24 protein-coding genes and 1 pseudogene are annotated in these 24312 nt (G+C 70.0%); 11 read left to right on the top strand and 14 right to left on the bottom strand.

Features of this window, described 5'->3' with window-relative positions; translation table 11 throughout:
- Window positions 1-301: 301 nt before the first annotated feature.
- Complete coding sequence (locus tag AB0L64_RS37520) at window positions 302-676, bottom strand: VOC family protein (RefSeq protein WP_363717736.1); 375 nt, start codon at window positions 674-676, stop codon at window positions 302-304.
- Between the two features lie 15 nt (window positions 677-691).
- On the bottom strand, window positions 692-1450 hold the full coding sequence (locus AB0L64_RS37515; RefSeq protein WP_363717735.1) for a class I SAM-dependent methyltransferase: 759 nt from the start codon (window positions 1448-1450) through the stop codon (window positions 692-694).
- A 278-nt stretch (window positions 1451-1728) separates the two neighbouring features.
- Between AB0L64_RS37515 and AB0L64_RS37510 the strand changes: the two genes are divergently transcribed.
- Both AB0L64_RS37510 and AB0L64_RS37505 read left to right on the top strand, forming a co-directional pair.
- The gene (locus tag AB0L64_RS37510; protein ID WP_363717734.1) at window positions 1729-2496 is read left to right on the top strand and encodes a DUF4118 domain-containing protein; all 768 of its coding nucleotides are present in this window, start codon (window positions 1729-1731) and stop codon (window positions 2494-2496) included.
- A gap of 152 nt (window positions 2497-2648) precedes the next feature.
- Entirely contained in the window at window positions 2649-3476 is an 828-nt protein-coding gene (locus tag AB0L64_RS37505; protein ID WP_359926542.1) for a Bax inhibitor-1/YccA family protein, read from the top strand.
- Between the two features lie 95 nt (window positions 3477-3571).
- Here AB0L64_RS37505 and AB0L64_RS37500 read toward each other — a convergent pair whose 3' ends face one another.
- Window positions 3572-4762 carry a cation:proton antiporter gene (locus AB0L64_RS37500; RefSeq protein ID WP_363717733.1) on the bottom strand — a complete coding sequence of 397 codons (1191 nt, stop codon included), beginning with the start codon at window positions 4760-4762 and terminating at the stop codon, window positions 3572-3574.
- A gap of 113 nt (window positions 4763-4875) precedes the next feature.
- Between AB0L64_RS37500 and AB0L64_RS37495 the strand changes: the two genes are divergently transcribed.
- Window positions 4876-5958: a VOC family protein gene (locus AB0L64_RS37495; RefSeq protein ID WP_363717732.1), complete on the top strand. Its 1083-nt coding sequence runs from the start codon at window positions 4876-4878 to the stop codon at window positions 5956-5958.
- Window positions 5959-5992: 34 nt separating this feature from the next.
- On the opposite strand, the gene AB0L64_RS37490 is transcribed toward AB0L64_RS37495, so the two are convergent.
- Window positions 5993-6223 carry a DUF4287 domain-containing protein gene (locus AB0L64_RS37490; protein ID WP_355477090.1) on the bottom strand — a complete coding sequence of 77 codons (231 nt, stop codon included), beginning with the start codon at window positions 6221-6223 and terminating at the stop codon, window positions 5993-5995.
- Window positions 6224-6338: 115 nt separating this feature from the next.
- Entirely contained in the window at window positions 6339-7355 is a 1017-nt protein-coding gene (locus tag AB0L64_RS37485; RefSeq protein WP_363717731.1) for an SGNH/GDSL hydrolase family protein, read from the bottom strand.
- A gap of 76 nt (window positions 7356-7431) precedes the next feature.
- Here AB0L64_RS37485 and AB0L64_RS37480 point away from each other — a divergent pair, with 76 nt between their 5' ends.
- Complete coding sequence (locus tag AB0L64_RS37480) at window positions 7432-8805, top strand: cystathionine beta-synthase (RefSeq protein ID WP_359926530.1); 1374 nt, start codon at window positions 7432-7434, stop codon at window positions 8803-8805.
- A 216-nt stretch (window positions 8806-9021) separates the two neighbouring features.
- Here AB0L64_RS37480 and AB0L64_RS37475 read toward each other — a convergent pair whose 3' ends face one another.
- The gene (locus AB0L64_RS37475; RefSeq protein ID WP_363717730.1) at window positions 9022-10473 is read right to left on the bottom strand and encodes an NAD(P)/FAD-dependent oxidoreductase; all 1452 of its coding nucleotides are present in this window, start codon (window positions 10471-10473) and stop codon (window positions 9022-9024) included.
- Window positions 10474-10523: 50 nt separating this feature from the next.
- Window positions 10524-11750, bottom strand: a complete 1227-nt coding sequence (locus tag AB0L64_RS37470) for a lactate racemase domain-containing protein (protein WP_363717729.1) — start codon at window positions 11748-11750, stop codon at window positions 10524-10526.
- Window positions 11751-11933: 183 nt separating this feature from the next.
- On the opposite strand from AB0L64_RS37470, the gene AB0L64_RS37465 reads away from it, so the two are divergent.
- Window positions 11934-13313: an FAD-binding oxidoreductase gene (locus AB0L64_RS37465; protein ID WP_363717728.1), complete on the top strand. Its 1380-nt coding sequence runs from the start codon at window positions 11934-11936 to the stop codon at window positions 13311-13313.
- Here the strand turns inward: AB0L64_RS37465 and AB0L64_RS37460 are convergent.
- A complete protein-coding gene (locus AB0L64_RS37460) occupies window positions 13279-14022 on the bottom strand; it encodes a hypothetical protein (RefSeq protein WP_363717727.1) in 744 nt (247 codons plus the stop codon). The two genes, AB0L64_RS37465 and AB0L64_RS37460, sit on opposite strands and share 35 nt — an antisense overlap.
- Window positions 14023-14040: 18 nt before the next feature.
- Between AB0L64_RS37460 and AB0L64_RS37455 the strand changes: the two genes are divergently transcribed.
- Genes AB0L64_RS37455 through AB0L64_RS37445 form a run of 3 tightly spaced genes read left to right on the top strand, consistent with a single transcriptional unit; the run spans window position 14041 to window position 15850 of the window.
- On the top strand, window positions 14041-14331 hold the full coding sequence (locus AB0L64_RS37455) for an NUDIX domain-containing protein (RefSeq protein WP_363717726.1): 291 nt from the start codon (window positions 14041-14043) through the stop codon (window positions 14329-14331).
- Between the two features lie 21 nt (window positions 14332-14352).
- Window positions 14353-15471: an adenosine deaminase gene (add, locus tag AB0L64_RS37450; protein ID WP_363717725.1), complete on the top strand. Its 1119-nt coding sequence runs from the start codon at window positions 14353-14355 to the stop codon at window positions 15469-15471.
- 13 nt (window positions 15472-15484) lie between these two features.
- A complete protein-coding gene (locus AB0L64_RS37445; protein ID WP_363717724.1) occupies window positions 15485-15850 on the top strand; it encodes a nuclear transport factor 2 family protein in 366 nt (121 codons plus the stop codon).
- On the opposite strand, the gene AB0L64_RS37440 is transcribed toward AB0L64_RS37445, so the two are convergent.
- Window positions 15847-16722: an NAD(P)H-binding protein gene (locus tag AB0L64_RS37440; RefSeq protein ID WP_363717723.1), complete on the bottom strand. Its 876-nt coding sequence runs from the start codon at window positions 16720-16722 to the stop codon at window positions 15847-15849. The two genes, AB0L64_RS37445 and AB0L64_RS37440, sit on opposite strands and share 4 nt — an antisense overlap.
- 100 nt (window positions 16723-16822) lie before the next feature.
- Here AB0L64_RS37440 and AB0L64_RS37435 point away from each other — a divergent pair, with 100 nt between their 5' ends.
- Window positions 16823-17668: an AAC(3) family N-acetyltransferase gene (locus AB0L64_RS37435; protein WP_363717722.1), complete on the top strand. Its 846-nt coding sequence runs from the start codon at window positions 16823-16825 to the stop codon at window positions 17666-17668.
- Window positions 17669-17694: 26 nt separating this feature from the next.
- Here the strand turns inward: AB0L64_RS37435 and AB0L64_RS37430 are convergent, their stop codons facing one another.
- The 5 genes from AB0L64_RS37430 to AB0L64_RS37410 all read right to left on the bottom strand — a co-directional run bounded on the left by AB0L64_RS37430 (window position 17695) and on the right by AB0L64_RS37410 (window position 22926).
- The gene (locus AB0L64_RS37430) at window positions 17695-18723 is read right to left on the bottom strand and encodes an NADPH:quinone reductase (RefSeq protein WP_363717721.1); all 1029 of its coding nucleotides are present in this window, start codon (window positions 18721-18723) and stop codon (window positions 17695-17697) included.
- A 10-nt stretch (window positions 18724-18733) separates the two neighbouring features.
- Window positions 18734-19240, bottom strand: coding sequence for a GNAT family N-acetyltransferase (locus AB0L64_RS37425; protein WP_363717720.1), 507 nt, complete (start codon window positions 19238-19240; stop codon window positions 18734-18736).
- 88 nt (window positions 19241-19328) lie between these two features.
- Window positions 19329-21065, bottom strand: a complete 1737-nt coding sequence (locus AB0L64_RS37420) for a sialidase family protein (RefSeq protein ID WP_363717719.1) — start codon at window positions 21063-21065, stop codon at window positions 19329-19331.
- Window positions 21066-21213: 148 nt separating this feature from the next.
- Window positions 21214-22026, bottom strand: coding sequence for an alpha/beta hydrolase (locus AB0L64_RS37415; RefSeq protein ID WP_363717718.1), 813 nt, complete (start codon window positions 22024-22026; stop codon window positions 21214-21216).
- Between the two features lie 75 nt (window positions 22027-22101).
- A complete protein-coding gene (locus AB0L64_RS37410; RefSeq protein WP_363717717.1) occupies window positions 22102-22926 on the bottom strand; it encodes an alpha/beta hydrolase in 825 nt (274 codons plus the stop codon).
- A 186-nt stretch (window positions 22927-23112) separates the two neighbouring features.
- On the opposite strand from AB0L64_RS37410, the gene AB0L64_RS37405 reads away from it, so the two are divergent.
- On the top strand, window positions 23113-23616 hold the full coding sequence (locus AB0L64_RS37405) for a DinB family protein (protein WP_363717716.1): 504 nt from the start codon (window positions 23113-23115) through the stop codon (window positions 23614-23616).
- Between the two features lie 231 nt (window positions 23617-23847).
- Window positions 23848-24312: pseudogene (locus tag AB0L64_RS37400) on the top strand (hypothetical protein); the annotation flags it as partial.

Here is a 24312-nt window from a genome sequence, read left to right as displayed (position 1 = left end):
ATTTCACAAACCCTCTCGCGGGTGATCTCACCCACCGAACATCCCCCACCCGAGGGACTCCTCATCTCCTCATGGTGGGTTCCGGAGCGGGTGCCCACAAGGACCGCGGGCTACGCGTCGGGCAGGCGGTGGACGGCGACGGAGGAGTCGGCGGTGAGCGGCGCGCCGGTGCCACCAGCGCGGAACCCGGCAGCCGCGCGGGCTGAGACCGGAACCGGCATCTGGAGACCTGATATTCCAGGTCTCCAGCCACCGGATCCGGTCTCAGGTCCCTCAAACGGACAGGCGTTGGACGAGTTGGCTACTCGGTCGGCCCTTCGAGGGCGAGCCGGTACCCGCTGGGCGTCCGCAGCAGCAGCCGCCGATAGGTCCAACCGGCGGCGGGCGCGTTCCGCTCCAGCTCGAACTCGAGCCCAGCCTCCCGGCAGCGATCCGCTGCCGCGTCCACGTCGGACACGGCGATCTGCCACGTGAGCACGCTCGGCGGATCGCTCGGCCCGGACGCCTGCTGGATGCCGAAGTGCACGGTGTCGGTGCCGAAGGCGATGAAGTCGGGGTACTCCGGACCTTCGTAGATCACCGGGAGCCCGAGCCGTTCGTAGAACGCCCGCTCGGCAGCCAGATCCGACACGTTGAGGACCGGGGCCAGGCGGGTGAACAACGGATCGGGAGACATGCGGTCCAGCATCCGTTATTCGACCGGCCGGCGGTAGACGGAGACGTGGGAGGCGGATTCGGCGGTGAACGGCGTACCTGTCCAGTCGGCGTGGCGGGATTCGAGGGTGAAGCCGGCCAGTTGGGCCATCAGGTCGAGTTCGGCGGGCCAGATGTAGCGGTGCGGGGAGCGGAAGAGCTGGGCATCACTGCCCTCGCCGAAGTGGAAGTGGTGCGAGACGACGTGCTGCTTCAGTACGTCGTACGTGTCCAGCAGGACGTAGCCGGGATCGGCGACGCCGACGGTCGCGGGAGTGCCAGGCGGGAGCCGGCGCAGCTCGGGGACCCAGAGCTCGATCACGAACCGGCCGCCGGGGGAGAGGTGGCGGGCGGCGTTCCGGAAGCACTCGACCTGTTCCTGCTGGGTGAGCAGGTTCGAGATCGTGTTGTACACCAGGTAGACCAGCGAGAACTCGCCCGGTACGCGGGCCGTGGCCATGTCGCCGGCCACCACCGGAATCGTGTCCGCGTCCGCCTTCGTCCGCAGCCTGCCGAGCATCGCGTCCGACAGCTCGATCCCGCTCACCGGCACGCCGTACTCCGACAGCGGTACGGCGACCCGCCCGGTGCCGATCGCGAATTCGAGCGCACGCCCACCAGCGGCAAGTCCGGCCAGCCGCTCCACGGTCGGCTCGAGGACCTCGGCCGCGAACATCCCGGCGCCCGGCGTGTCGTACCGCTCGGCCACGTCCGCGTTCCACAGCCGGTTCTGCTCCGCAGCCTTCGTCCACTCCATGACGTCCTCCTTGTCGTCCCCGCCGATCCTGACGAAGCCGAGCCGGTCGTCGGGGTTGTCGCGCTCGACGTCCAGCCGCAGCGGTACGCCGCGCCGCGCGGCCTCTGACTGGAGTGCGGCGATGATCGCCGTACCGACCCCGCGGCCAGCAGCGCGGCGTCCTCAGCTGTTGCCGGCCGGATCCGGTACATGCACCTCAACTTAGGTGCACTGTCGGTGACAAGGCATCGGGTTTTCGGTGTCAGACCTTTGTGAGAACTGTTGATCCCGTGCCCGCGGTGAGCATCAATGGTGACGTGGAGAGATACCGCAACTGGGTACTGGCTGGTTCGCTGTTGGTTCCACCGGCTGTCTGCGCTCTGCTGGCGCCGTTCCGGGACGGATTCGACAACGCGAACGCGGCCTTGCTGCTGGTGGTCGTGCTCGTGGCGGTCGCCTCCTTCGGGTTCCGGCTTCCCGGCGTGCTCGCGGCCGTGTCGAGCGCGGTGTGGTTCGACTTCTTCCTGACCACGCCGTACAACACCTTCACCATCAACAGCCGGGATGACGTCGAGCAGACCATTCTGCTGCTGGTCATCGGTGGAGTGGTCACCGAGCTGGCGATCTGGGGCCGGAGACAACAGGCCAAGGCGTCCCGGCATCGCGGCTACCTGGACGGGGTGATCACGGTCTCGCAGGCGGTCGCGGCCGGCGGGTCCACCGACGACCTGATCGAGCAGGTACGCGCCGAGCTGACCGCCGTACTCGGGATCGACGGCGCGAAGTTCGTTGCCGGGGACAAGCAGACCCAGGCCCCGCGGCTGAACCCGGACGGCTCCGTGACGCGCGGGACCCACGTCCTCAAGGTCGAGCGCGACGGCCTGCCGACGAACGCCGAGATCGAACTCACGGTCCAGCACGCCGGCGAGACCCGCGGCCGTTTCCTCCTCACCGCCGCCACCCGCGTCACCCGCCCCGACCTCGAACAACGCCTGGTAGCCGTAGCCCTCGCCGACCAGGTAGGCGCCGCCCTCACCACCCAGCAACCGGTCGACCCGCACGTCTGAGCCGGTCTGCATTCCCTCCGAATACATCGGAAACCAATGAATATTTCCCGGGGTTTTTAGTTGTGGAATGGTTGGCGGATTCTCAGATGTTGTTAAGGGTGGGACCGTAGTATCTCGATACGGCCCCGGATGTGGGTCATCAGGAGGAAGAGATGCAGAGCAGTAACCCGGTGCTGAACCGGTCGAGTGCGTTTGCGCCTGGCCAGGGCCAGGCCTATCCGGGGGCCGCTCCGTACGGTCAGCCGGGCCCCTACGGTTACGGCGGATCGGGTATGCCGCCGCAGCAGTATCAGGGGGCTCCGGCCGCGAGCCGCCCCATGACGCTGGACGACGTGATCGTGAAGACGGCGATCACCCTGGGCGTGGTCGTGGCGGCTGCCGCGGTCGCCTGGTACACGGTTCCGGACACGGTGGTGACGCCGGTCTTCCTGGCCGGTGCGCTGGTCGGGTTCGCGCTCGCCATGGTGCTGTCGTTCTCCCGCAAGGTGAACCCGGCCCTGCTGATGGCGTACGCCGTGGCCGAGGGCGTGTTCCTCGGGATCGGCAGCAAGTTCATCGCGAACTGGGTCGGTGACCCCGGCATCATCGTGCAGGCCATCCTGGCCACGCTGGTGACGGCCGGCCTAACACTGGCGACGTACAAGTACTTCGCGATCAAGGTGACGCCGCGGTTCACCAAGATGGTCATCATCGGCACGATGGGCTTCGCCGGCGTGCTGGTGATCAACCTGCTGCTGAGCCTGTTCGGCGTCAACACCGGGATCAGCGGAATGGGCCCGATGGGTCTGCTGTTCGCCGCGCTCGGCGCCGGTCTCGCGGTGTTCAACCTGATCCTCGACTTCGACATGGTCGAGCAGGGCGTCCGTCACGGCGCCCCGCAGAGCGAGGCCTGGCGGGCCGCGTTCGGCCTGACCGTCACGCTGGTCTGGCTGTACTGGAACATCCTGCGGATCCTCGCCATCCTCCGCGGTGGCGACTGACAGCGGGTACTGAACAACGGAAGGGCCGGTCCAGGTGGGCCGGCCCTTCCGGCTTTCTGACCCGCACAAAGGGTCACGCGTCTGCGTGCGGTGGGTCAGCCGGTGGAGCCAGGTCCCGACGGCCGCCGGTTCAACGGCCCTTTCGTCGCCTTCCCCGCGACCAGGCCATGCCGGACGGCGATACCGCCGGCGACCGCGCTCACCGCGATCGTCACCAGGGCGCCGAGGATCAGCGCGGACGACTCACCCGGCTGCAGCACGTGCAGCGACGTACCGACGGTGGCCGCGGCCACCGGGACACCGAGCTGGGCAGACGCCAACGCACCCATGCTCAGCGGTTGCCGGGTGAGCATCCCGGACAGGTGACTGATCACGGCTCCGACGCCGAGCCCCGCGCCGACGGCGATGAACTCGGGTTTGGTGCCGAACTCCCGCAGGTCGAGTGACGCCCCGAGCCACACGAAGAACACCGGGCCGAGAAACCCTTCGGTCAGCGCGAAGAGCTGCCGGGCCAGCCGCCGCGGCTCCCCGACCGCCGCCACCGCGAGGCCGAGGACGAAGCCGGCCAGCATGATCGACACGTGCGCCGCGGTGGCCAGACCGGCCAGCGCGAACAGCACCACCAGGCTGACCCGCAACTCGACCGCGAACCGCCGGTCCTCGGAGACGGTGTGGACCCGATGCCGGACACCGGACCGCTCTGCCTTGTCCAGCAGGAAGAACACCACCACCCCGGCCGCGATGACCGCGAGTGCACCGAGCGCCGCCCGGCCCGCGTGCGGCGGATCAATGGCGAGTGGCAGCGCCACGATGCAGGTGGCGTCGGCGATCGCGACCTGGGGCAGTAGCTCGGTCACCGGCCGACCACCGAGCCCGAGCGAGTCGATGATCGGCAAGATCAGCGCGGCGGATGACGACGCCATCAGGACGGCGTACAGCGCCACGTGGCCGGTGCCGAACACCGCGTCGAGCACGAAGGCGAGAGCGGTCGCGAGAGCGCCGGTGAGGACCGCGCGGAGCAGTCCGGGGCGGATCGCCCGCCGCAGGCTCTCGTCACGGACCGGGACGTGAGTGCCGGCCACGAACATCACCAGGCCGAACCCGATGTTGGCGAGGAACGCGAACCGGGCGTCGGACGCGGTCAGATAGCCGATGCCGGTCCTGCCCAGGAGGACGCCGGCGGTCAGCTCGCCGAGCACGACCGGGACGTGCCAGCCGCGGCGCAACGCCAGCGCCGGTCCCAGCAGGCCGACCGCGACGACGACCGCCAGCATGGTGAAGCTCATCGCGCAGCCCCTTCCACAGACCGTCATTGTGCATCCGCGAGGTCACGGATCGGCGAGCGCGCGCCCGATGTTCCGGACGCGCACCGTCCGGTTCTGGCTCTACCGTGATCAGCATGACTGCTGTTTGGTACGAGGCTGGCTCGCACGCCGCCGGCGCGGCGCTGGCCGCAGCCCTCCCGGCAACCATCGACGTGGACGTGCGGGGTACCGGCGTCCGCGTGCACACCGACGCCCTCCAGGAGGTCGATGCCACGGCCGCCGAGCTGGGACTGACGGCGGATCCCGCGGCGGTCCAGAGCCTGCGGTTCGGTCTGGATGCGGCCGATCCCGCGACTGTGCGCTCGTTCTGGGAGCCCGTGCTCGGGTACCGGCGTGCGGGGGCCGGCTGTCTCGAGGATCCACTCCGGCGGGACCCGTCCTTCGCGGTACGACGGCTCGACGAGGCGCGGCCGTTGCGCAACCGGATCCACGTGGATGTGGTGCGACCGGCGGCCGAGGTGACGCGCGCACGGGCGGGCCGCGAACCGACCGGCCCGTTCGGTGTGATGCTCGCCGACGACGAGGGCAACGAGGTCGACCTGGTGCCCGGGGACCCGCTGCCGGGGACGACGGATTGGTACGCGCTGTTCGGCGCGATGACGTTCTACCCGCAGGCGACCGCGCGGTTCGTGACAAGCGTGGCGGAGCTGGCCGACGCCGCGTGCCTGTCGCTGCTGATCGACATCCGGCCGGAAGGCGTTGTCCTCGACAGCGGGAAGGATGCGTGGGAGGACGGCAGCGGCGGAGCGGATCCGGCGTTCGCCGCGCTGGCGCGGCGGATCGAGTCCGCCGCGGAGGACTTCGGGTTGCGGGCGGATCCCGCGCCGCTGCGGTTCGTGCAGTTCGGCATCGACGCGCTCGACGTACCGGCGATGCGCGCGTTCTGGATGCGGTTGCTCGGCTACCGGCCCGACCCGCGGCCGGACGTCACCGACATCTACGATCCGCGCCGGCTGAATCCGGTGCTGTTCTTCCAGCAACTGCAGGAACCCCGGCCGCAGCGCAACCGGATCCGGTTCGAGCTCGCCGTACCGGACCCGGAGGACAGGATCGCGGCGGTGGGTGGGCGGGTGCTGTCCGAGAAGCCTTACCTGGTGGCCGATCCGGAGGGCAACGAGGTGGTCCTCAGAACGACGAAGACCCGCCCTTCCACCTGAAAGGGCAGGTCTTCGAATTCTTCTCCTTTGCGGCTCAGCCCATTCGCCGGTGCGCCTTGACCAGGTCGTACTCGTGGACGATGGCGGTAGCGTGCCCGTGCGCGAGTGTGTACTCGCCGGCAAGCCATCTCACTCTGTCGTCGAAGCGCAGGAACGACGGTCCGTCGTTCATCAGCTGGAACCACTCGGTCATTGCGCGTCCGGTGCATCTGGGCACGGCCTCCACCAAACGCCGATGCGTCTCCTCGGAGTGGTTCAAGCCCATCTTCGCCTCCCGTCATCGGGGTACCGCGTAGTTATCGACTGTGCACCACCCGGCCGTCCGGAGGCAAGACTCCCGACATGAAAGTCCCCGCTCAGCGGACGCACAAGTCCGGCAACTACTGACCCACCGGGATCGCGTCCGTCGGCTGTTCCACCCGGTCGACCTCGGCCTTCGGATGGCGGCGGCGATGGCGGAGCGCGGCCCACCGGCCCCGGGGACCGCGGGAGCGCCCGCCGACCTCGGTCGCGGCGACCTCGGTACCGGCCTGGCGCGCGGCCTGGACGGCGGCTTCGGCGATCGGCAGGATCGCCTCGCCGCGGAACGGCTCCGGGTGCACGAACGACTCGGTGCCGATGCCCATCGCGGCCGCCACCGACGGCAGCAGCGCCGCCGACGCGGCGGCGTACCCCGTGGCCGACGGATGGAAGTTGTCCCGGCCCCACATCGACGGGTTGGTCCGGAACACCTCGCCGAGCAGCGAGCCGAGCGACACGGACCGGCCGCCTGCCTCGACCACTGCAATGGTCTGGGCGGCGGCCAGCCGGTGACTCAGGGACCGGGCGACCCACCGCAGCGGCGGCACGATCGGCCGGACCACGCCCAGGTCCGGACAGGTTCCCACCACCACCTCGCAGTTGGCGGCGCGCAGCCGGCGGACGGCGGCCGACAGCAGCCGGACCGAGGTCGACGGCGGCATCTTGGCCTTGACGTCGTTCGCGCCGATCATGATCGCCGCGACGTGCGGGCCGGCCTGCAGCGCGGCGTCGACCTGGGCCGCGAGGTCGGTCGACTTCGCGCCGGTCTTGGAGACGTCGACGAGGCGGACCGGCCGTTGGGCCAGCTCGGCCAGCCCGGAGGCGAGCAGCACCCCGGGGGTCTCGTCCGGCGAGTCGGTGCCGTACCCCGCGGCGCTCGAGTCGCCGAGCATGGCGAACGTGATCGGATGTCCTGGATACCGGCCGTACAGACCGTTGCCCGGAGTCGGGTAGTAGCGCATCGGTCCGATCACGCGTTTCGCATACTCGGCCTCAGCGGTCAGTACGCCGTACAACGTGGCACCGATGAGTCCGAGTCCCCCGCCCCCGAAAGCTGCGGCCTGGGCCAGCTTCTTCGCTGCCCTGGCTCTACTCATGGGTACAGGATTACACGCTGTGACAGCGACGCAAGTGAAAATAGGGGAAAGCCGTGCGTATCACTACAGTGAAGATGTGCGCTACGCAGAATCTCTCCTGGACCTCGTCGGCAACACCCCGCTGGTGAGGCTGTCCAAGACCACCGACGGTGCCAAGCCGCTGGTGCTCGCCAAGGTCGAGTACTTCAACCCCGGCGGCTCGGTGAAGGACCGGATCGCGGTCCGGATGATCGAGGCCGCGGAGGCCTCCGGCGAGCTCAAGCCCGGCGGCACCATCGTCGAGCCGACCTCCGGCAACACCGGTGTCGGGCTGGCGATGGTCGCCCAGCAGAAGGGCTACAAGTGCGTCTTCGTCTGCCCGGACAAGGTCAGCGAGGACAAGCGCAACGTCCTGAAGGCGTACGGCGCCGAGGTCGTGGTCTGCCCGACCGCGGTCGCTCCCGAGCACCCGGACTCGTACTACAACGTCTCCGACCGCCTGGTCCGCGAGATCGAGGGCGCCTGGAAGCCGAACCAGTACGCGAACCAGAACAACCCGCGCTCGCACTACGAGACCACCGGCCCGGAGATCTGGGAGCAGACCGAGGGCAGGATCACGCACTTCGTCGCGGGCGTCGGCACCGGCGGCACGATCAGCGGCACCGGGAAGTACCTGAAGGAGGTCTCGGGCGGGAAGGTGCAGATCATCGGCGCCGACCCGGAGGGCTCGGTGTACTCCGGCGGTACCGGCCGGCCGTACCTGGTCGAGGGCGTCGGTGAGGACTTCTGGCCCGAGACGTACGACCGCGACATCTGCGACCGGGTCATCGAGGTCTCCGACGCCGACTCGTTCGCGCTCACCCGGCGGCTGGCCCGCGAGGAGGCGATGCTGGTCGGCGGTTCGGCCGGGATGGCCGCCGCGGCCGCGATCCGGCTCGCGCACGAGCTCGACGACCCGGACGCCGTCATCGTGGTCCTGCTGCCGGACGGTGGCCGCGGCTACCTGACCAAGGTGTTCAACGACGACTGGCTGGCGCAGTACGGCTTCCTCGCGCACACCCGGCAGGGCACCACCCTGGGTGACGTCCTGGCCGGCAAGGACGGCAGTCTGCCGCCGCTGGTGCACACCCACCCGCACGAGACGATCGCCGAGGCGGTCGCGATCCTGCGGGAGTACGGCGTCTCGCAGATGCCCGTCGTCCGGGCGGAGCCGCCGGTGATGGCGGCCGAGGTGGCCGGCGCGGTGTCGGAGCGGACGCTGATGGACGCGCTGTACTCCGGCAAGGCGCGGCTGGCCGACATCGTCGAGCAGCACATGGACCCGGCCCTGCCGTCGCTGGGCGCCGGTGAACCGGTCGCCAAGGCGGTCGAGCTGCTCGAGGGCAGGGACGCCCTGATGGTTCTGGACGACGGGAAGCCGGTGGGCGTCTTGACCCGGCAGGACCTGCTGGTCCATCTGTCGGCCGACTGACCTCAGCGGTCTACAACGGACGGGATGATGGCGATCAGCGCCGTGATCACGATTCCGATCACGACGACTGCCGCTCCGGCGATCTGAAGGATTTCCATGTCTCAAGAGTCCTTCAGGACCGCCGCGTAGACATCGGCCTCCGGATCGGTCTTTCGCTCATCCCAAGGTCGTACGCCGAGACACCCGGGCTCCTACTCCAGGAGTCCGGGTGATCACCTAATGGACGACGGCGAAGTCCGCGGGATCGAGCCGCCGGGTCCGTCGCCAGTACGCGAAGGTCCACTCCGGCCAGATCGTGGAGTTCCGCCCGGCACTGTCCAGGTACCAGCTGGTGCAGCCCGCATTCCAGACGGTGTCACCGAGTTCGCCCTGGACCTCGCCGACGAAGCGGTCCTGGACCTCCTCGCGGACCTCGACGTACGTCGCGTTGCGCCGCCGGAGCAGGTGCAGCGCCTGCATCACGTAGCGGACCTGGGCCTCGATCATGAACACCATCGACGAGTGGCCGAGGAGCGTGTTCGGACCGACCAGCAGGAACAGGTTCGGGTACCCGGCGACCGTGATGCCGAGGTGCGCGCCGATCCCGCTGCGCTTCCAGTGCTCGGCGAGGTCGACGCCGTCCTTGCCGAGGACCGGCATCCGGGTCAGGTTGGCCGAGACGTCGAAGCCGGTGCCGAGCACGATCGTGTCGCAGGCCCGCTCGGTGCCGTCGGCGGTGACCACGCCGGTCGGGGTGACCCGTGTGATCGGGTCGGTGATCAGGTCGACGTTCGGCCGGGCCAGGGCCGGGTAGTAGTCGTTCGAGATCAGGATCCGCTTGCAGCCGATCTGGTAGTCCGGGGTCAGCTTCGCCCGCAGCTCCGGGTCGGTGACCTGCTTGTGCAGGTGCCGTTTCGCCTGCAGCTCGAGGCCCTTCATCAGCTTCGGGTTCCCGGCGAAGCCGGCGCCGCGGCCTTCGAGACCCCAGTAGATGGCATTGCGGATGGTCCGCTGGCCGGCCGGGAACCGCTCGTGCAGCTTGCGTTCCCAGCCGCCGATCGCGCGGTCCGGCTTCCCGGTGATCCACGGTGGCGTCCGCTGGTACACGTCCAGGCGGGCGACCTGCGGGGCGATCTCCGGCACGAACTGGATCGCCGACGCGCCGGTCCCGATCACGGCGACGTTCTGCCCGTGCAGGTCCACCGAGTGGTCCCACTGCGCCGAGTGGAACGTCGTACCGGCGAAGGTTTCGAGGCCCGGGATGTCCGGGCGCTTGGGTTTGTGCAGGCTGCCGACGCCGGCGACCAGCGCCTGGGTCTCGACCGTCTCGTCGCCGTTGACCGTGACGGTCCAGTGGCCGGTCGTCTCGTCGAAGGCCGCCTCGGTGACCTCGGCGCCGTACCGGATCTTGTCCGCGATGCCGTACTTGCCGGCGCAGTGCCGCAGGTAGGCGAGGATCTCGTCCCAGGGCGCGAACATCCGCGTCCAGCGAGGGTTCTGCTCGAACGAGAACGAGTAGAGGTACGACGGGATGTCGCACGCGCAGCCCGGATACGTGTTGTCCCGCCAGGTGCCGCCGAGGTCGTCGGCCTTCTCCAGGATGACGAAGTCCTCACACCCGGCCTGCCGCAGCTTGATTCCCATGCACAGCCCGGCGAACCCGGACCCGATGATGACGACCTCAGCCATACCGCCCGAGGTTACCGGCCGGTCACCGCGCGGTGGAAGAGGTTCGCCGCCTACGCCTTGAGCCGGTACAGCGTCTCGCCGGCGTTCGGTACGACGAACGTTTCCGGGTCGGCCTCCCACGCGGCGAGGTCGACGTCGGCCGGATCGAGGTAGCCGAGGTTGGCCCGGCGGACGACGTCCTCGGGGATGCCGGTGGCGAGCGTGACCCGGACCCGGAGGTGTTCGCCGTTGACCGGGTCCCAGGTGCCGGCGCCGCGCAGGTGCGTGGAGTGCGCGAGGACACCCCAGTGCAGGTCGCGGAACTTGTCCCACTGACCGAGGAAGTAGTCGCGGCAGTGGTAGCCGATCTCCTCGATCTCGGGGTGCATCGCGGCCAGCTGGGTGACGTGCGGCGCGTACAGGATGACCTCGCCGCCGTCCGCGACGATCGGCTCGACCTTGTAGAAGCCCTTGGCCGCGGTCCAGATGTCGGCGTACTTCGGCGGCATCACCGAGACCACGCGCCGCACCGGGTGGTCGAGGTAGCGGACGTGGGTCTGCGCGGAGATCCCGGCGGCCGCGCGCCAGGACGAGACCGTGTCACCGAACGCGACCGCGTGCAGCGCGTCGGTGCCGGACTGGGCGACCACCGACAGCGCGAGCTTCTCGGCCGGGATGAGCGCGGCGGCCTCGTCGATCAGCGCCCGGACCGGCGTGACGCCCGGCGTACCGATGATGTTCGCGCTGGTGATCAGGGCGCCCAGCCAGTGCGAGAAGTCGATGACCTCCTGACCGGCGACGCCCGGGAAGAAGTACTTGTTGCCGCCGGAGAAGCCGACCACCTCGTGCGGGAACACCGGTCCGACGACCAGCGCGACGTCGTGCTCGACGACCGCGCGGTTGAGCTTCACCGGGACCTCGTCGCGCAGCATCTCGCCGGAGATCTCCCCGACCCGGTCCGGACCGATCGTGCCGAGGTCGGCGAACGTCTCGGGCTTCCACCACTCGTGGTTGATCACGTTCGGATAGTCACCGCCGAGGTGCTTGCGCAGCTCGTCCGGCGTCATCTCCGCGTGGGTGCCCAGGGCAACCAAGATCGTGACCTGGCTGTCCTTCAGGGCCTGGGTGACCGCCTTCAGGAGCAGCGGCAGCGGGCAGCTCCGGGTGGCGTCCGGGACGATCACGCAGACACTCCGCCCGGCCAGGCCCGCGCCGGCCAGGGCCTCGCCGACGAACGCCGTCACCTCGTCCTCGGTCAGGACCTGACCCGCACCGCCGATCACCGCCGCATCAGTCACCCCTCGACCCTACCGACGGACGGCCGGTGATCACAGACCGTCTCGGGGCGTGATCGCCCGAAAGCCCTTGGTGGACACGCGATCACGTGAGGCCGAGGTAACCGGCCGGGCGTTGACCCCGACCGGGCCGCGTTGCACGATCGGTGGATCACCTGGGGGAGTGAGCAAGGGGGGAGTCCCACCATGTCCGACACGATCGAGCACGCTCGGCCCCACGGGTTCGGGGGAGTGGTGCTGCAGGACGGCGACCCGGCGTACGACGAGGCGCGGGCCGTGTTCAACGGGATGATCGACAAGCGGCCGGCGATGATCGCGCAGTGCGAGTCGGCGGCCGACGTCCAGGCGGCGCTGCGGTACGGCGTCGACCGGGAGCTGGAGATCGCGGTCCGCGGCGGCGGTCACGGCGTGGCCGGGACGGCGGTCACCGACGGCGGTCTGGTCGTCGACCTGCGCCGGATGAACAGCGTCCAGGTCGACCCGGAGGCGCGGATCGCCCGGGTCGGCGGCGGCGCGACCTGGGGCGACTTCGACCGCGCCTGTACGCCGTACGCGCTGGCGACGACCGGCGGCCGGGCCTCGACAACCGGCGTCGCCGGGCTCACCCTCGGCGGCGGGTCCGGTTGGTTCGAGCGCAAGTGGGGCCTGGCCTGTGACGCGCTGGTCTCGGTCGAGCTCGTGACCGCCGACGGCCGGCTGGTGATCGCGAACGAGACCCAGAACACCGAGCTGTTCTGGGCCTTGCACGGCGGCGGTGGGAACTTCGGCGTCGCCACGTCGCTGACCTTCCGCCTCCAGCCGTTGCCCACGGCCACACTCGGGTTGCTGTTGTGGCCGGGCGAGGCCGGACCGCAGGTGCTGCGCGCGTACCGGGACCTGATCGAAGGCGGCGCGCCGGACGAGCTCGGCGGCGCGGCGGTGTACCTGACCGGTCCGCCCGAGGAGTTCGTCCCGGCCCAGCTGCAGGGCGAGCTGCTGGTCGGGGTCGCGATGGTCTACGCCGGCACCGAGGCCGACGCCCGGGAGGTGTTCGCGCCGATGTTCGCGCTGGCTCCGGAGGGCGTGATGGTCGCCGAGGTGCCGTACGACGTGGTGCAGTCGGCGCTCGACGATCCGCCGGGGTTCCGCAACTACTGGTCGGCCGAGCACCTGTCCGCGTTCCCGGACGCCGCCGTCGACGCGTTCTGCGACCGGGTCACGGACATGCCGAGTCCGTCGCCCTCACAGCAGCTGATCGCGCCCTGGGGCGGCCAGGTCCTGCGGGCCGCGGACACGTGGCCGTTGCCGCACCGCAAGTCGGCCTGGGTGGTGCACCCGTTCGGCCTCTGGGAGGACGCGGGCGACGACGCGCGCGGGATCCGCTGGGCCCGTGACCTGTGTGCGGACCTGCAGGAGTGGGCCACCGGCTACGTGTACCTGAACTTCATCGGCAACGAAGGGCAGAGCCGCGTGATCGCGGGCTTCGGCGAGGACAACTACCGGCGGCTGGCGCGGGTGAAGTGCGAGTACGACCCCGAGAACGTCTTCCACCTCAATCAGAACATCGAGCCCGGGTGGCCTTGCTGACGCGTGACCACTGCACGGCGACGATCACGGCGTACGTGATCGCGCCGAGCGGGAACGCCCAGAACCGGAAGAACGGGAGCTGGCCGGTGACGGCGGTCGCGGCGAACACCACGCCGAACGCCGTGAGGCCGGCGACCGTACCCCGGCGGCGGGAGTCGAGCGCGGTGCTCGGCAGCGGGCCCATGTGCCGGTCGAGCACGGCGCCGAACGCGCTCAGGCCGACGAGCGCGGCGACGAGGAACAGGACGGCGCCCGGAAGACTCCCGAAGACGATCGCCGCCGCGTTCAGGAGCGTGAGGAACGCGAACGCGACCGCCATGTCCAGCGCTCCGTACACCAGGTGCGATCGGCGGCGGCGGTTGAGGTCGTCGCCGCCGGTCCTGGTCGGGCCGGGGTCGCCGCCGAGCCGCCGTACGGTCAGGATCAGGGCGGTCGCGATCAGGACCAGCAGCAGGACGCCGACCACGGACAGCACCGCCGAGCGGGTCGTCGACATGTACTGACGGACCTCGTCGCCGGACACGCAGCTCGCCGAGGGTGGAAACCAGCTGGTCCGCGGCACCGCGTCGACGGCGCCGACCTTGCGCGCGCAGTCCTCGCCGGGGTCGTACCAGTTCGGCATCGACAACGTGACGACCGTCGTCCACACCAGCCCGCCGACCAACCCCACCCCGAGCAGGGATCCCGCCCGCCGCCGTACCCAGTCCACGGCCCTACCCTCTCATCCGTGGACTCCTACCTCTCCGGGCTCCGGCGCGACGTCGGTTCCCGGCTGCTGTTGCTGCCGGGCGCACAGGTCCTCGCGATCGACCCGGACGACCGCATCCTGTTCCAGCGAAGCCGCGACTCCGGCCGGTGGGAGCTTCCCGCGGGCGGCGCCGAGCCGGGCGACAGCTTCCGCCGTACGGCGGCCCGCGAGTTCACCGCGAGCCCACCCGCACCCTTGCACCCACCGACCGAGGTGGTGCTGCGCCTGCACGCCGTCTATCGGGGAACGGGTCTCTTCCAGGCTTGTTAGGTTGCCGTCATCATCGCAGGTATGACGACGTTCGACGCGCTGCCCAAGGTGGAGTTGCACTGTCACCTGGAGGGCACGATGCGGCCGGCCACGGTGGTGGAGCTTGCCCGGCGCAACGACGTACCGCTGCCGGTCGCGGAACCCTCGGAGTTGTATCGGTACGACTCCCTCGACGGCTTCCTGCGGGTGTTCTGGCTGGTGCAGTCGACCCTGGTCCGAGCGGAGGACTGGAGCCGGTTGGCGTACGAGTCCGTGGTGGACGGGGCCCGGCACGGCGTCGTGTACCGGGAGGCGTTCTTCACCCCCGCGCGACACCTGGCCGACGGGCAGGACCTGGCGTCGATCGTGGCCGGTCTGGACGAGGGACTGTCTGCGGCTGAGGCGGAGACCGGTGCCGGGTGCTTTCTGATCGCCGACATGGATCGCGCCTTCGGGCCGGCGGCCGGGCTGGAACTGGTCGACCGGCTCGCCGCGCTGCGCCGGTCCGGCGCCCGCGGGATCGAGCGGGTGCTGGGCGTCGGGATGGATTCGACGGAGCTGGGCATCGATCCGGCCTCGTACCTGCCGGCCTACCAAGCGGCGCGCGTGGCCGGTTTCCGGCTGACCGCGCACCAGGGCGAGAACTCGCCGGCCTCCGCGATCGCCACCTGCCTCGACGTCCTCGGCGTCGAGCGCATCGACCACGGTCTGTCGGTCATGGAGGACCCCGAATTGGTCCGGCGCCTCGCGGACACCCGGATCCCGCTGACGGTGTGCCCGACCTCGAACATCCTGATCGCGAACGCGTTTCCGCGGCTCGAGGACCACAGCTACCCGCAGCTGCGTGCCGCCGGCCTGCTCGCGACCGTCAACACCGACGACCCGGCTCTCATCGACCTCGACCTCGCCGCCGAGTACGACGCCGTCGCCGCGGCCTTCGGCTACTCGTGGCAGGACATGGTCGGCATCTCCCTCGACGCGCTGGAGGCGAGCTGGCTGGACCCCGAGCAGAAGACCCGCCTCCGGAAACACATCACTTCAACGGCGTCCCGCGAGGCGAGCTCCGGACCTCCGGGGACCTCTTCCCAGCCGGACGGGAACGCGATCCCTGGCGCCGTACGGGACAAGGGGGTGCAATCGGGTCATGAGTTAGCGAGCTGATTTCCTGAAGTGGGTGGAGAGCGAGTTGCGGGACGCGGAGATCGCGGTCCACAACGGTGACGCCGGCCCGCGCCGTGCGATCTGGTCGACCGCAGAACCCGTCACGGTGTTCGGCGCCTGGAAGACCGGCACGACGGCGGCCGAGGCCGACGCCGTCTTCGGCCTGCTGGAGCAGAACTTCTCCGACTGCACGTCGTACGTGCACGAGGTCGTTTCCGCGGACGTGAGCGGTGACCTCGCGTACACGGTCGGCTACGAACATACGTCGGCCAGCTGGAACGGTGAGCCGCGCACGTACACGTTGCGGGTCACTCAGCTCTATCGGCGGGAGAACGGCGCTTGGAGGGTGTTCCATCGCCACGGTGATGAACTGAGCTAGCTCTGGGCTGCCTGCTCGCGGAGGAAGTCGGTCGTCGGGTGCGGGACGATTCCCCTGCTGCGTAAGGGCTCGTCGGTCCACGGCACGTCCTGCAGGGAGAACAGCAGGCCGATGCCGAGCACCGACGCGACGGCCTCGTTCCTTCGGCTGAGGAGTTTGATCGCCGGCCGGGCGACCGGGGCGGGCAGCCGCTGCACCTTGAGCTTGCGCCGCAGGAGGTTCTCCGCGAACGCGATCGCTTCGGTGCGGCTGAGCGCCTCTGGTCCGCCGAACTCGATCAGCTCCGGCGGATCGGGCTCCACCGCCACCGCGGCGATCAGCGCCGCGACGTCCGCCGTGCTGACCCAGCGATGCTTGGCGTTCCCGTTGCCGATCACGCCGACCTTGCCGTGGGCGAGATCGAACCGCCCGAGCGGCCCGAGGTGGATCTCCTGGAACGCGTCGGGCCGGACGACGACGTGTTGCAGGGCGGATCGTCGCAGCCGGTCCTCGACGGCGAGTTTGGCGTGCTCGATCGGTACGCCGAGTCCCGCGTCCACTCCGGCGTACGAGACGTAGACGAACCGCCGGACGCCGGCCTCCTCGGCGGCGCCGACGAGCGCCAGCATGCCGACCTCGTCGGTCTCCCGGATCGACGGTCCGCGCACACCGGCCAGCAGCCGCCCGATCGCGGTGGCCGTCGCCACCACCGTCTCCGTCCCCGCACACGCTTTCCGCAGGCTCGCGGGATCGGTCAGATCACCCGTGACCACCGCGGCCCCGGGAATCCCGGCGCCGGAGCGCACCAGGCACCGTACGTCCACCCCACGCTCGACCAGTTCCCGAACGACCTGCCCGCCCAGCGCTCCGGTCCCGCCGACCACCAGCATCATGGCAACCACCCCATCTCCGACGGTCCACCCTCGCCGGCTGTCCGCGCAACTGTCCGAAAATGCGAGGCGGACCGGGGGCCGCGGATGGGATATTGCCGGGATGCGCGCAACGGAGGCAGTGACCGGAGCGGATCTCGTCGACGGGCTGCGGAAGCTCGGGCTCGACCGGACGTCCGAGGTGATCGTGCACTCGTCGCTGAGTTCCTTCGGGTACGTCGACGGCGGCGCGGAGGCGGTCTGCGCGGCGCTGACCGAGGTTTGCGGGACCGTGCTGATGCCGGCCGGCACCTGGGACCTCACCGGACTCCCCGCACCGCCCGGACTGGTCCGCCCGCACAACGCCTACTGGAACGCGGACAGCTGGCCGGACTTCGACCAAAGGTTGTCGCAGGCAACCAGCTTCCGTCCGGAGCTCCCGGTCGACCGGTGGCTCGGAACGATTCCGGAAACTTTCCGCCAGACCTGCTCGCCGTTCCGCACCGGACATCCGCTGTTTTCCTACCAGGCCGCCGGTCCGGCCACCGAGCGGCTCCTCGAAGCCCAGCGCCCCGACTGGCCGCTGGGCCCGATCGAGGCCCTCGACGGCGACGTCCTGCTGCTCGGCGTCTCCCACACCTCGAACACCACGATCCACCTCGCCGAGCAGCACCTCGGCCGCTCCCGCTTCTACCGGTACGCGAAATCCGCCGACGGCCTGTGGGTCGAGCTCCCGAACATCCCCGGCGACAGCCGTGAGTTCGACGCCGTCGAGCCGGCCCTGCGCTCCGCGACGAAGGAAGTCCGGATCGGCCAGGCCCGGGTCCGCCGGATCCCGAAGCAGGCGGTGCTCGCCGCAACCCGCCGACTCGTCGAGAACGACCCCGCCGCACTGCTCTGCACCGACGACCCGACCTGCCGCTGCGCAGCGGCCCTGCAACAACGCCTGGCGTTCCTCGCCGCCACCTAGGCCGCGCTCGCCTTCCTGCCTGCTGGTCAGTCCGGGACGACGTCGATCAGGACCTTGCCGACGATGCTGTCCTCCACGGCGGCGTGGGCGTCCGCGGCGCGCTCGAGGGGGTAGTGGTGCAGCGGCAGGCCGGCTTCGGGGCCGATGCGGACGGCGCCGGCTTCCACGGCGGCGGTGACGTCGGCGAGGGCGCGTGGACGCCAGGACTCAGGTGCGGTGTAGAGCAGGACGAACTGCCAGCGGGCGTTGGGCACCATCGACGCGCGGACCGGGAGTTCCATCGTCGGGCCGCCGTCGGTCGCGTACACCGCCACCGAGCCGTGCGGGGCGATCACCGCGGCGTCGATGGCCGCGTTCGCCGCCGGGGACACCTCGACGATCGTGTTCACGCCGCCGGGCGCGATCGCCCGGACCTCGGCGACCACGTCCTGCTGCTTGTAGTCGATGACGTGGTCGGCGCCCGCGAGCCCGGCGAGATTGCCCTTCTCCGGACCGCTCACGGTGGTGATCACCGTCGCGTCGGACCACCGGGCCAGCTGGATCGCCGCGTTGCCGACCGCCCCGGCGCCGCCGGCCACCAGCACGGTCCGCCCGGCGAGCCTGCCCGGCCCGAGGCGGTCGGGGCCGTCCTCGGTCACGGTCAGGCAGCGGTGGGCGGTCAGGAACGGTACGCCGAGCGCGGCGCCCAGGTCGTACGACGCGTCGTCGGGCAGCGGCATCACGTGCCGCACCGGGACCACGGCGTACTCCTGCGCCGTCCCGCCGGCGGGTCGTTGGTACGCGGCCTCCCAGAGCCAGACCCGGCGCCCGGTGAGCGCCACGTCGACCCCCTGGCCGACGGCGTCGACGACACCGGCGCCGTCCTGGTTCGGCACCTGCGCGGGGTGCACCGCCGTACCGGCCTCGTTGCCGCGGCGCGACTTCCAGTCGGTGGGGTTGACGCCCGACCGGTGGATCCGCACCCGGACCTCGCCGGGTCCGACCTCCGTCAGCGGCCTGTCCACGAGGGTCAGGACGTCGGGCTCACCGGTCACGGAGTACTCGATCGCACGCACCCCATCGACGCTACCGCAGTTGTTTGGTGAACATCAGGGTGGCGGAATCGTCGTTCCTGATCATTTCCATCGGCGGTACCTGGCGGCCGTCGTAGATCAGCCCGCGGCCGTCCGGCAGGTAGCCACGCCGGACGTACATCCGCTGCGCCTGCCCGTAGTCCGGGTACAGCCCGACCCCGATCCCGACCACCGCCGACCGTTCCGCGACCAGCGCCTCGGCCGCGTCCATCAGCGCTGTCCCGATCCCGCGCCGCCGCAGCTCCGGCAGCACGTTGAAGTCCTGGATCTCCGGGATGCCGCCGAACGGTTCGTACGGCGACTCCCAGCGCACCGTGACGTAGCCGGCGTACCCGTCGTCGACCGTGGCGACCAGGATGTCGCGCGTCCCGGCTGCCTGCTCGGCCAGGTACCTCTCGTACTGCGACAAGGGCTTGTTCCAGCCGATCGCGGTCATCGCCGCGGAGATCATCTCCGGATCGCCGGCCCGCAACGGCCGGATCTGCAGCGCGTCGTTCATCCGGTCAGCCTGGCCGGACCGGCCGGAGCGCGCAAACGATTTGGCGAGCAGGGCGCCGCCCGGCGGACGGCGCCCTGCTCCGCTCGACTTACGGTGTCGGGTCGGGGTAACTGCCTCCGAGGATGTCGGTGTTGCCGAAGGTCGCCGGGCAGGTCGCCAGCACGTTCGGCGCCGGCAACGGGCTCGTCGTGTAGAGCGAGGCCCGGTACGCGTTGATCGACCCGCAGACGCCCGCTTCGTGGGCGTCGTTCCAGACCGCGACGGCGCGGTCGTTCGTCGCGGCGGCGTACACGTAGTCGCCGAGGAACTCCGCGATCAGCGCGTTCGCACTGCTGCCCCGGGGATCACCGCCCGGCACGCGTTCGAGCGTGGTCCAGCCGGACGGTACGCCGCCGGACACGTTCGCGTGCCGGACCTCGCCGACCAGGCCGCGCGGATCCGTCGTGTTGGCGCGGTACGGCGTCGTGAACGAGTTGTGCACGATGTACAGGTCGCTGCCGTCCGGGGACACCGCGGGCGCGGTGTAGACAGGGCGGTCCCCGGCCGTCAGGGCGAGCGGCGCCGGGGTGACCCAGGACGTGCCGCCCCTTGCCGACCAGGTCAGCATCAGCTGCTCATTGTTCAGGCCTGCCCGTCCGTCGGACCAGGTCATGAAGAGCTCGTCGGTCGCGCCGGCGCCGGTGGGACGGCCGTTCGCGATGTCGACGTTCGGGCCGCCGGCCAGGTCGACGCGGGCGCCGGCGATGCCGTCCATCACAGGGCGACCCTCGACCGGGTCGAAGACGCCGGGCTTGACCACGGGCGCGACCAGGGTCGGTCCGGACCAGTGCGCGCCGCCGTCGGTCGACTTGTACATCAGCTGGAAGTTCGTGCCGCTGCGGGCGCCGACGCCGAAGACGTAGACGTTCCCGGTGCTGTCGGTACGGACGACGCAGCCGTCGGCCTGCTGGTTGACGCCGTTGCTCGAGGCCGGTCCGACCTGCTTCGTGATCCAGGTACGGCCGCCGTCGGCCGACCGTGCCACGGTCAGCGGGATCGGCAGGGCGTTCCCATGGCTGTTGCTGCGGAAGCTGGACCAGCAGGTGTACACATGACCGAAGAACCGGCTGCTCGCCGCGTTGTCGGCGTAGATCTGCTCCTTGTCGGAGAAGGTCGTCGAGGACTGCCTGGAGATGATCACCGGCGCGGTCCAGGCCGAGGCATTGCCGGCCGCCGCCGCGCGGACGTCGTCGGTGGTCGACACCGCGATCGCCTCGACACCGCGGAACGTCTCCAGCCGTCGGTTGGCGGAGAAGTTCGACGTCAGGTTGGCGTAGTACAACCGCGAGCCGTTGGCCCAGGAGAACGTGCCGTTCGGGCCCGGACGCGGTCCGAACGCGACGGCCGGGTCGCCGTCGGAGACCAGCCCGGCCTCGTAGTAGTGCGGCAGCGTACCGATCGGGCCGAGGCGCGGAACGCAGACCGCCGGGCCGAGGCAGTGCCTGGCGGTCCAGCCGGTGTACGTCGGCTGGGTCCAGCTCTGGCCGCTGTCGAACGAGAAGTAGACGCCGGAGACGCCGACGCCGTCGGTGAACGGACAGGTGCTCGGGTCACCCGCCGCGCACGATTCCATGTCGATCTCGTCGTTCACCCCCGCGGCCAGCACCGCCGGATCGTGCGCGTCGATCGCTACCGCGGGCTCGTTCTGCTTGTTCTGCGAGAACGGGGTCGGCGGACTGCCGACCGTCACCTCGGTGGCCGGTGCCGCGTAGGCAGCGACGGCGGCTCCACACAGGGCGGCTGCGAAGGCAGCGACGGAAGCGATGATGAGGCGTGGTCTGCCCATGATCCCTCCCCAGGACCGACCATCGGTCCGGGACCGTTTCCCGGCTCGTCTGGTCTTTTCCGACCTAACACCTGGGGGCGGGCCGCACAACACCTCGCGCCGGGTGATGACGGCCTGCGCAGCGTCGTGCGCAAGCCGTCATCGACGGTCAGCGGGTGGCGCGGACCGCGGTCTTGATGACCTTGGTGATCGCGTCGGGGTCGGTGATCAGGCCGAGGTGGCCGGTCGGGATGCGGGTGATGGTGGAGTGCGCCCGGGTGGCCATGAAGTTCTGGGCGTCCGGGGTGATGATCAGGTCCTTGGTGCCGAGCACGTACCAGGACGGGATGGTGGCCCACGCGGGCGGTCCGGACGGGGTGAAGCCGGCGCTGAGCGCGAGTGGGCGCTGGGACGGGTAGAGGTTCTCGGCCTGCCGGCGCGATACACCGGACGCGAACGAGGTCAGGAACGTGTCGTGCTTGAGGTACAGGTCGACGTCACCGGCCGGTGCGCCGGGGTAGGGGACGAAGTCGAAAACGTTTTCCGGCGGGACGGCGAGGGCCGAGTCGGCACCGGCCAGCGGGAACACCACTTCGTCCTTGTCGGGTGCGAACGCATCGACGTAGACGAGGGCCTTGACGTTCGGGTTGCCGGTGGCGGCGTTGGTGATGACCGCACCGCCGTACGAGTGCCCGACCAGGACGATCGGGCCGGACAGGGTGGAGAGGAAGTCGCGGATCGTCGCGGCGTCGGTGGTCAGGTTGCGCAACGGGTTCGGTGGGACCCGGACGGTGTAGCCGTCGTCGAGCAGCCGGCTGGTGACCTTCGACCAGCTGGACCCGTCGGCCCAGGCGCCGTGGACGAGCACGACGGTCGGTCTCGGGCCGCCCGAGTCCGACGCCGCGGCCGGGGTCACGGCCGCGATCAGGACAGCGAGGACGGCCCCGAGGACCGCCAGAAAACGTGTTCTGCGGAGGTGCATCGGTGATGCCTTTCGTCAGGCGACTGTCGCCGGGAGGGCGCGCTGATGCGTGACGAAGCCAGGAGGGTGGATGGACTACGACTGGAAGAACTCGAGGAGGTCGGCGTTGACCACGTCGGCGTGCGTGGTCGGCAGACCGTGCGGGAGGTCCTTGTAGGTCTTGAGGACTCCGTTCTTGAGCAGCGCGGCCGACTTCGGGCCGGAGTCGGCGTACGGGACGATCTGGTCGTCCTCGCTGTGCACCACCAGGACCGGGATGCTGATCTTCTTCAAGTCCTCGGTGAAGTCGGTCTGGGAGAACGCGACGATGCCGTCGTAGTGCGCTTTGGCGCCGCCCATCATGCCCTGGCGCCACCAGTTCGCGATGACCGCTTCGTTCGGCACGGCGCCCGGCCGGTTGAAGCCGTAGAACGGCCCCTCCGGGAGTGCGCGGTAGAAGGCCGAGCGGTTGGCCGCGAGCTGTGCCTGGAGGTCGTCGAAGACCGCCTTCGGCAGGCCCTCCGGGTTCGCGTCGGTCTGCACCATCAACGGCGGGACCGCGCACAGCAGCGCGGCCTTGGCGGCCCGGTCCTCGCCGTGCCGGGCCAGGTAGTGCGTGACCTCGCCGCCGCCGGTCGAGTGGCCGACGTGGATGCAGTCGCGCAGGTCGAGGTGGTCGACGACCGCCTTCAGGTCGTCGGCGTAGTGGTCCATGTCGTGTCCGTCACCGGTCTGCGTCGACCGGCCGTGCCCACGACGGTCGTGCGCGACCACGCGGTACCCCTTCGACAGGAAGAACAGCAGCTGGTTGTCCCAGTCGTCGGCCGACAACGGCCACCCGTGACTGAAGACGATCGGCTGCCCCGTTCCCCAGTCCTTGTAGAAGATCTCCGTACCGTCGCTGGTCGTGATCGTTCCCACAGTGAACCCCCTTGCTCACAAAGGGACCGGCCCTGTCGCCGCCCCCGCGAAACGCTAGCCCCCAAGCACCCGCCACGAGAAGCGGTAACTCAAGCAACCACGTCCGAACCACGCACCGACCACGAACCCACCACGGTTTTCTGTAGAGGTCAGAAGCTGACCGCTATGGGATCTAGAGTTCTTGGCATGACGACAAACGAGCGGGCGGACATCCTGGAGTTTCTCGGGAAGCACCGGTACTTCCTGCGGCACACCGCGCAGGGGCTGACCGACGAGCAGGCGCGGACCCGGAGCACCGTCAGCGAGCTGACGGTCGGTGGGCTGATCAAGCACGTGAGCGCGACCGAGCAGCACTGGGCCGAGTTCGCGCAGGGCAAGGGGGAGAGCACGCCGACGGAGTACACGCCGGAGATGATGGCGACCTGGCAGGACCAGTTCCGCCTGACCGAGAGCGAGACGCTGGCCGGGGTGCTCGCGGAGTACGAGAAGGTCGCGGCCGCCACCGACGAGCTCGTCCGCACCCTCGACCTGGAGACCAGCTACGAACTTCCCGCGGCTCCGTGGCAGCCGCCGGGCGTCTTCTGGAGCGTCCGCCGCGTCTTCCTGCACATCGCGGCCGAGACCGCCCAGCACGCCGGTCACGCCGACATCGTCAGGGAAGCGATCGACGGCCAGAAGACCATGGGCTGAACCAACGAACACCTGAGCGCCAGGACTCCTCTGGGGTCCTGGCGCTCTGTCGTGTTCGCAACCTTCGGCGGTCCGGGCGCATCAAGGCAGGTAGGGGAGATCAAACCTCGGTGAGCTGACCGCCCCCGCGGACTCCGCGGGCTGCCCGAGGTCGGGCGCGCTGTGTGCGCGCCGGTTCGGTCAGTGACCGTCGCCGGCGTCCGGGGGCGGTGGGGGGAGAGGTACAACTCCATGCGATTCAGGGGAACGGCCGTTGCGGCCGTGGGGATCGCTGTTCTCTTGCTGGGGGCAGGAACGGCGTCAGGAGAAACTCGTACACCGGGGGAGCCCCCCGGCATCCAGATCGTCCCAGGGCCGGAGGAGCCGGGCGCGGCCGAGTTCGTGCCGGGCGCGAGCAACGTCGTACCCGCGACGGCGGCTCCGGCCACGGACATCGGCACCACGGCGGTCCAGAGCCTGGCGGCACCGTTCTACGCGTGCCCCGGGTTCAGCGGTCTGCAGACACAGAACCCGTTGGCGAACCTGTACGCCGACAAGTTCACCTGGGGACCGTACGCGGCGTACAAGGTCGGTAACGGCGGCGGCAACATCAACTGGTCGCTGAATCCGTACAAGAACGCCAGCTGGTACATGTGGTTCCACTCGCTTCGTTGGCTCGGCCAAGGAATCGTCGCGGCGGGCCAGGGCAACCTGACC

This window comes from Kribbella sp. NPDC051936, assembly GCF_040680955.1.
Classification (GTDB): domain Bacteria; phylum Actinomycetota; class Actinomycetes; order Propionibacteriales; family Kribbellaceae; genus Kribbella.
This window is presented reverse-complemented; position numbering and strand designations above follow the sequence as displayed.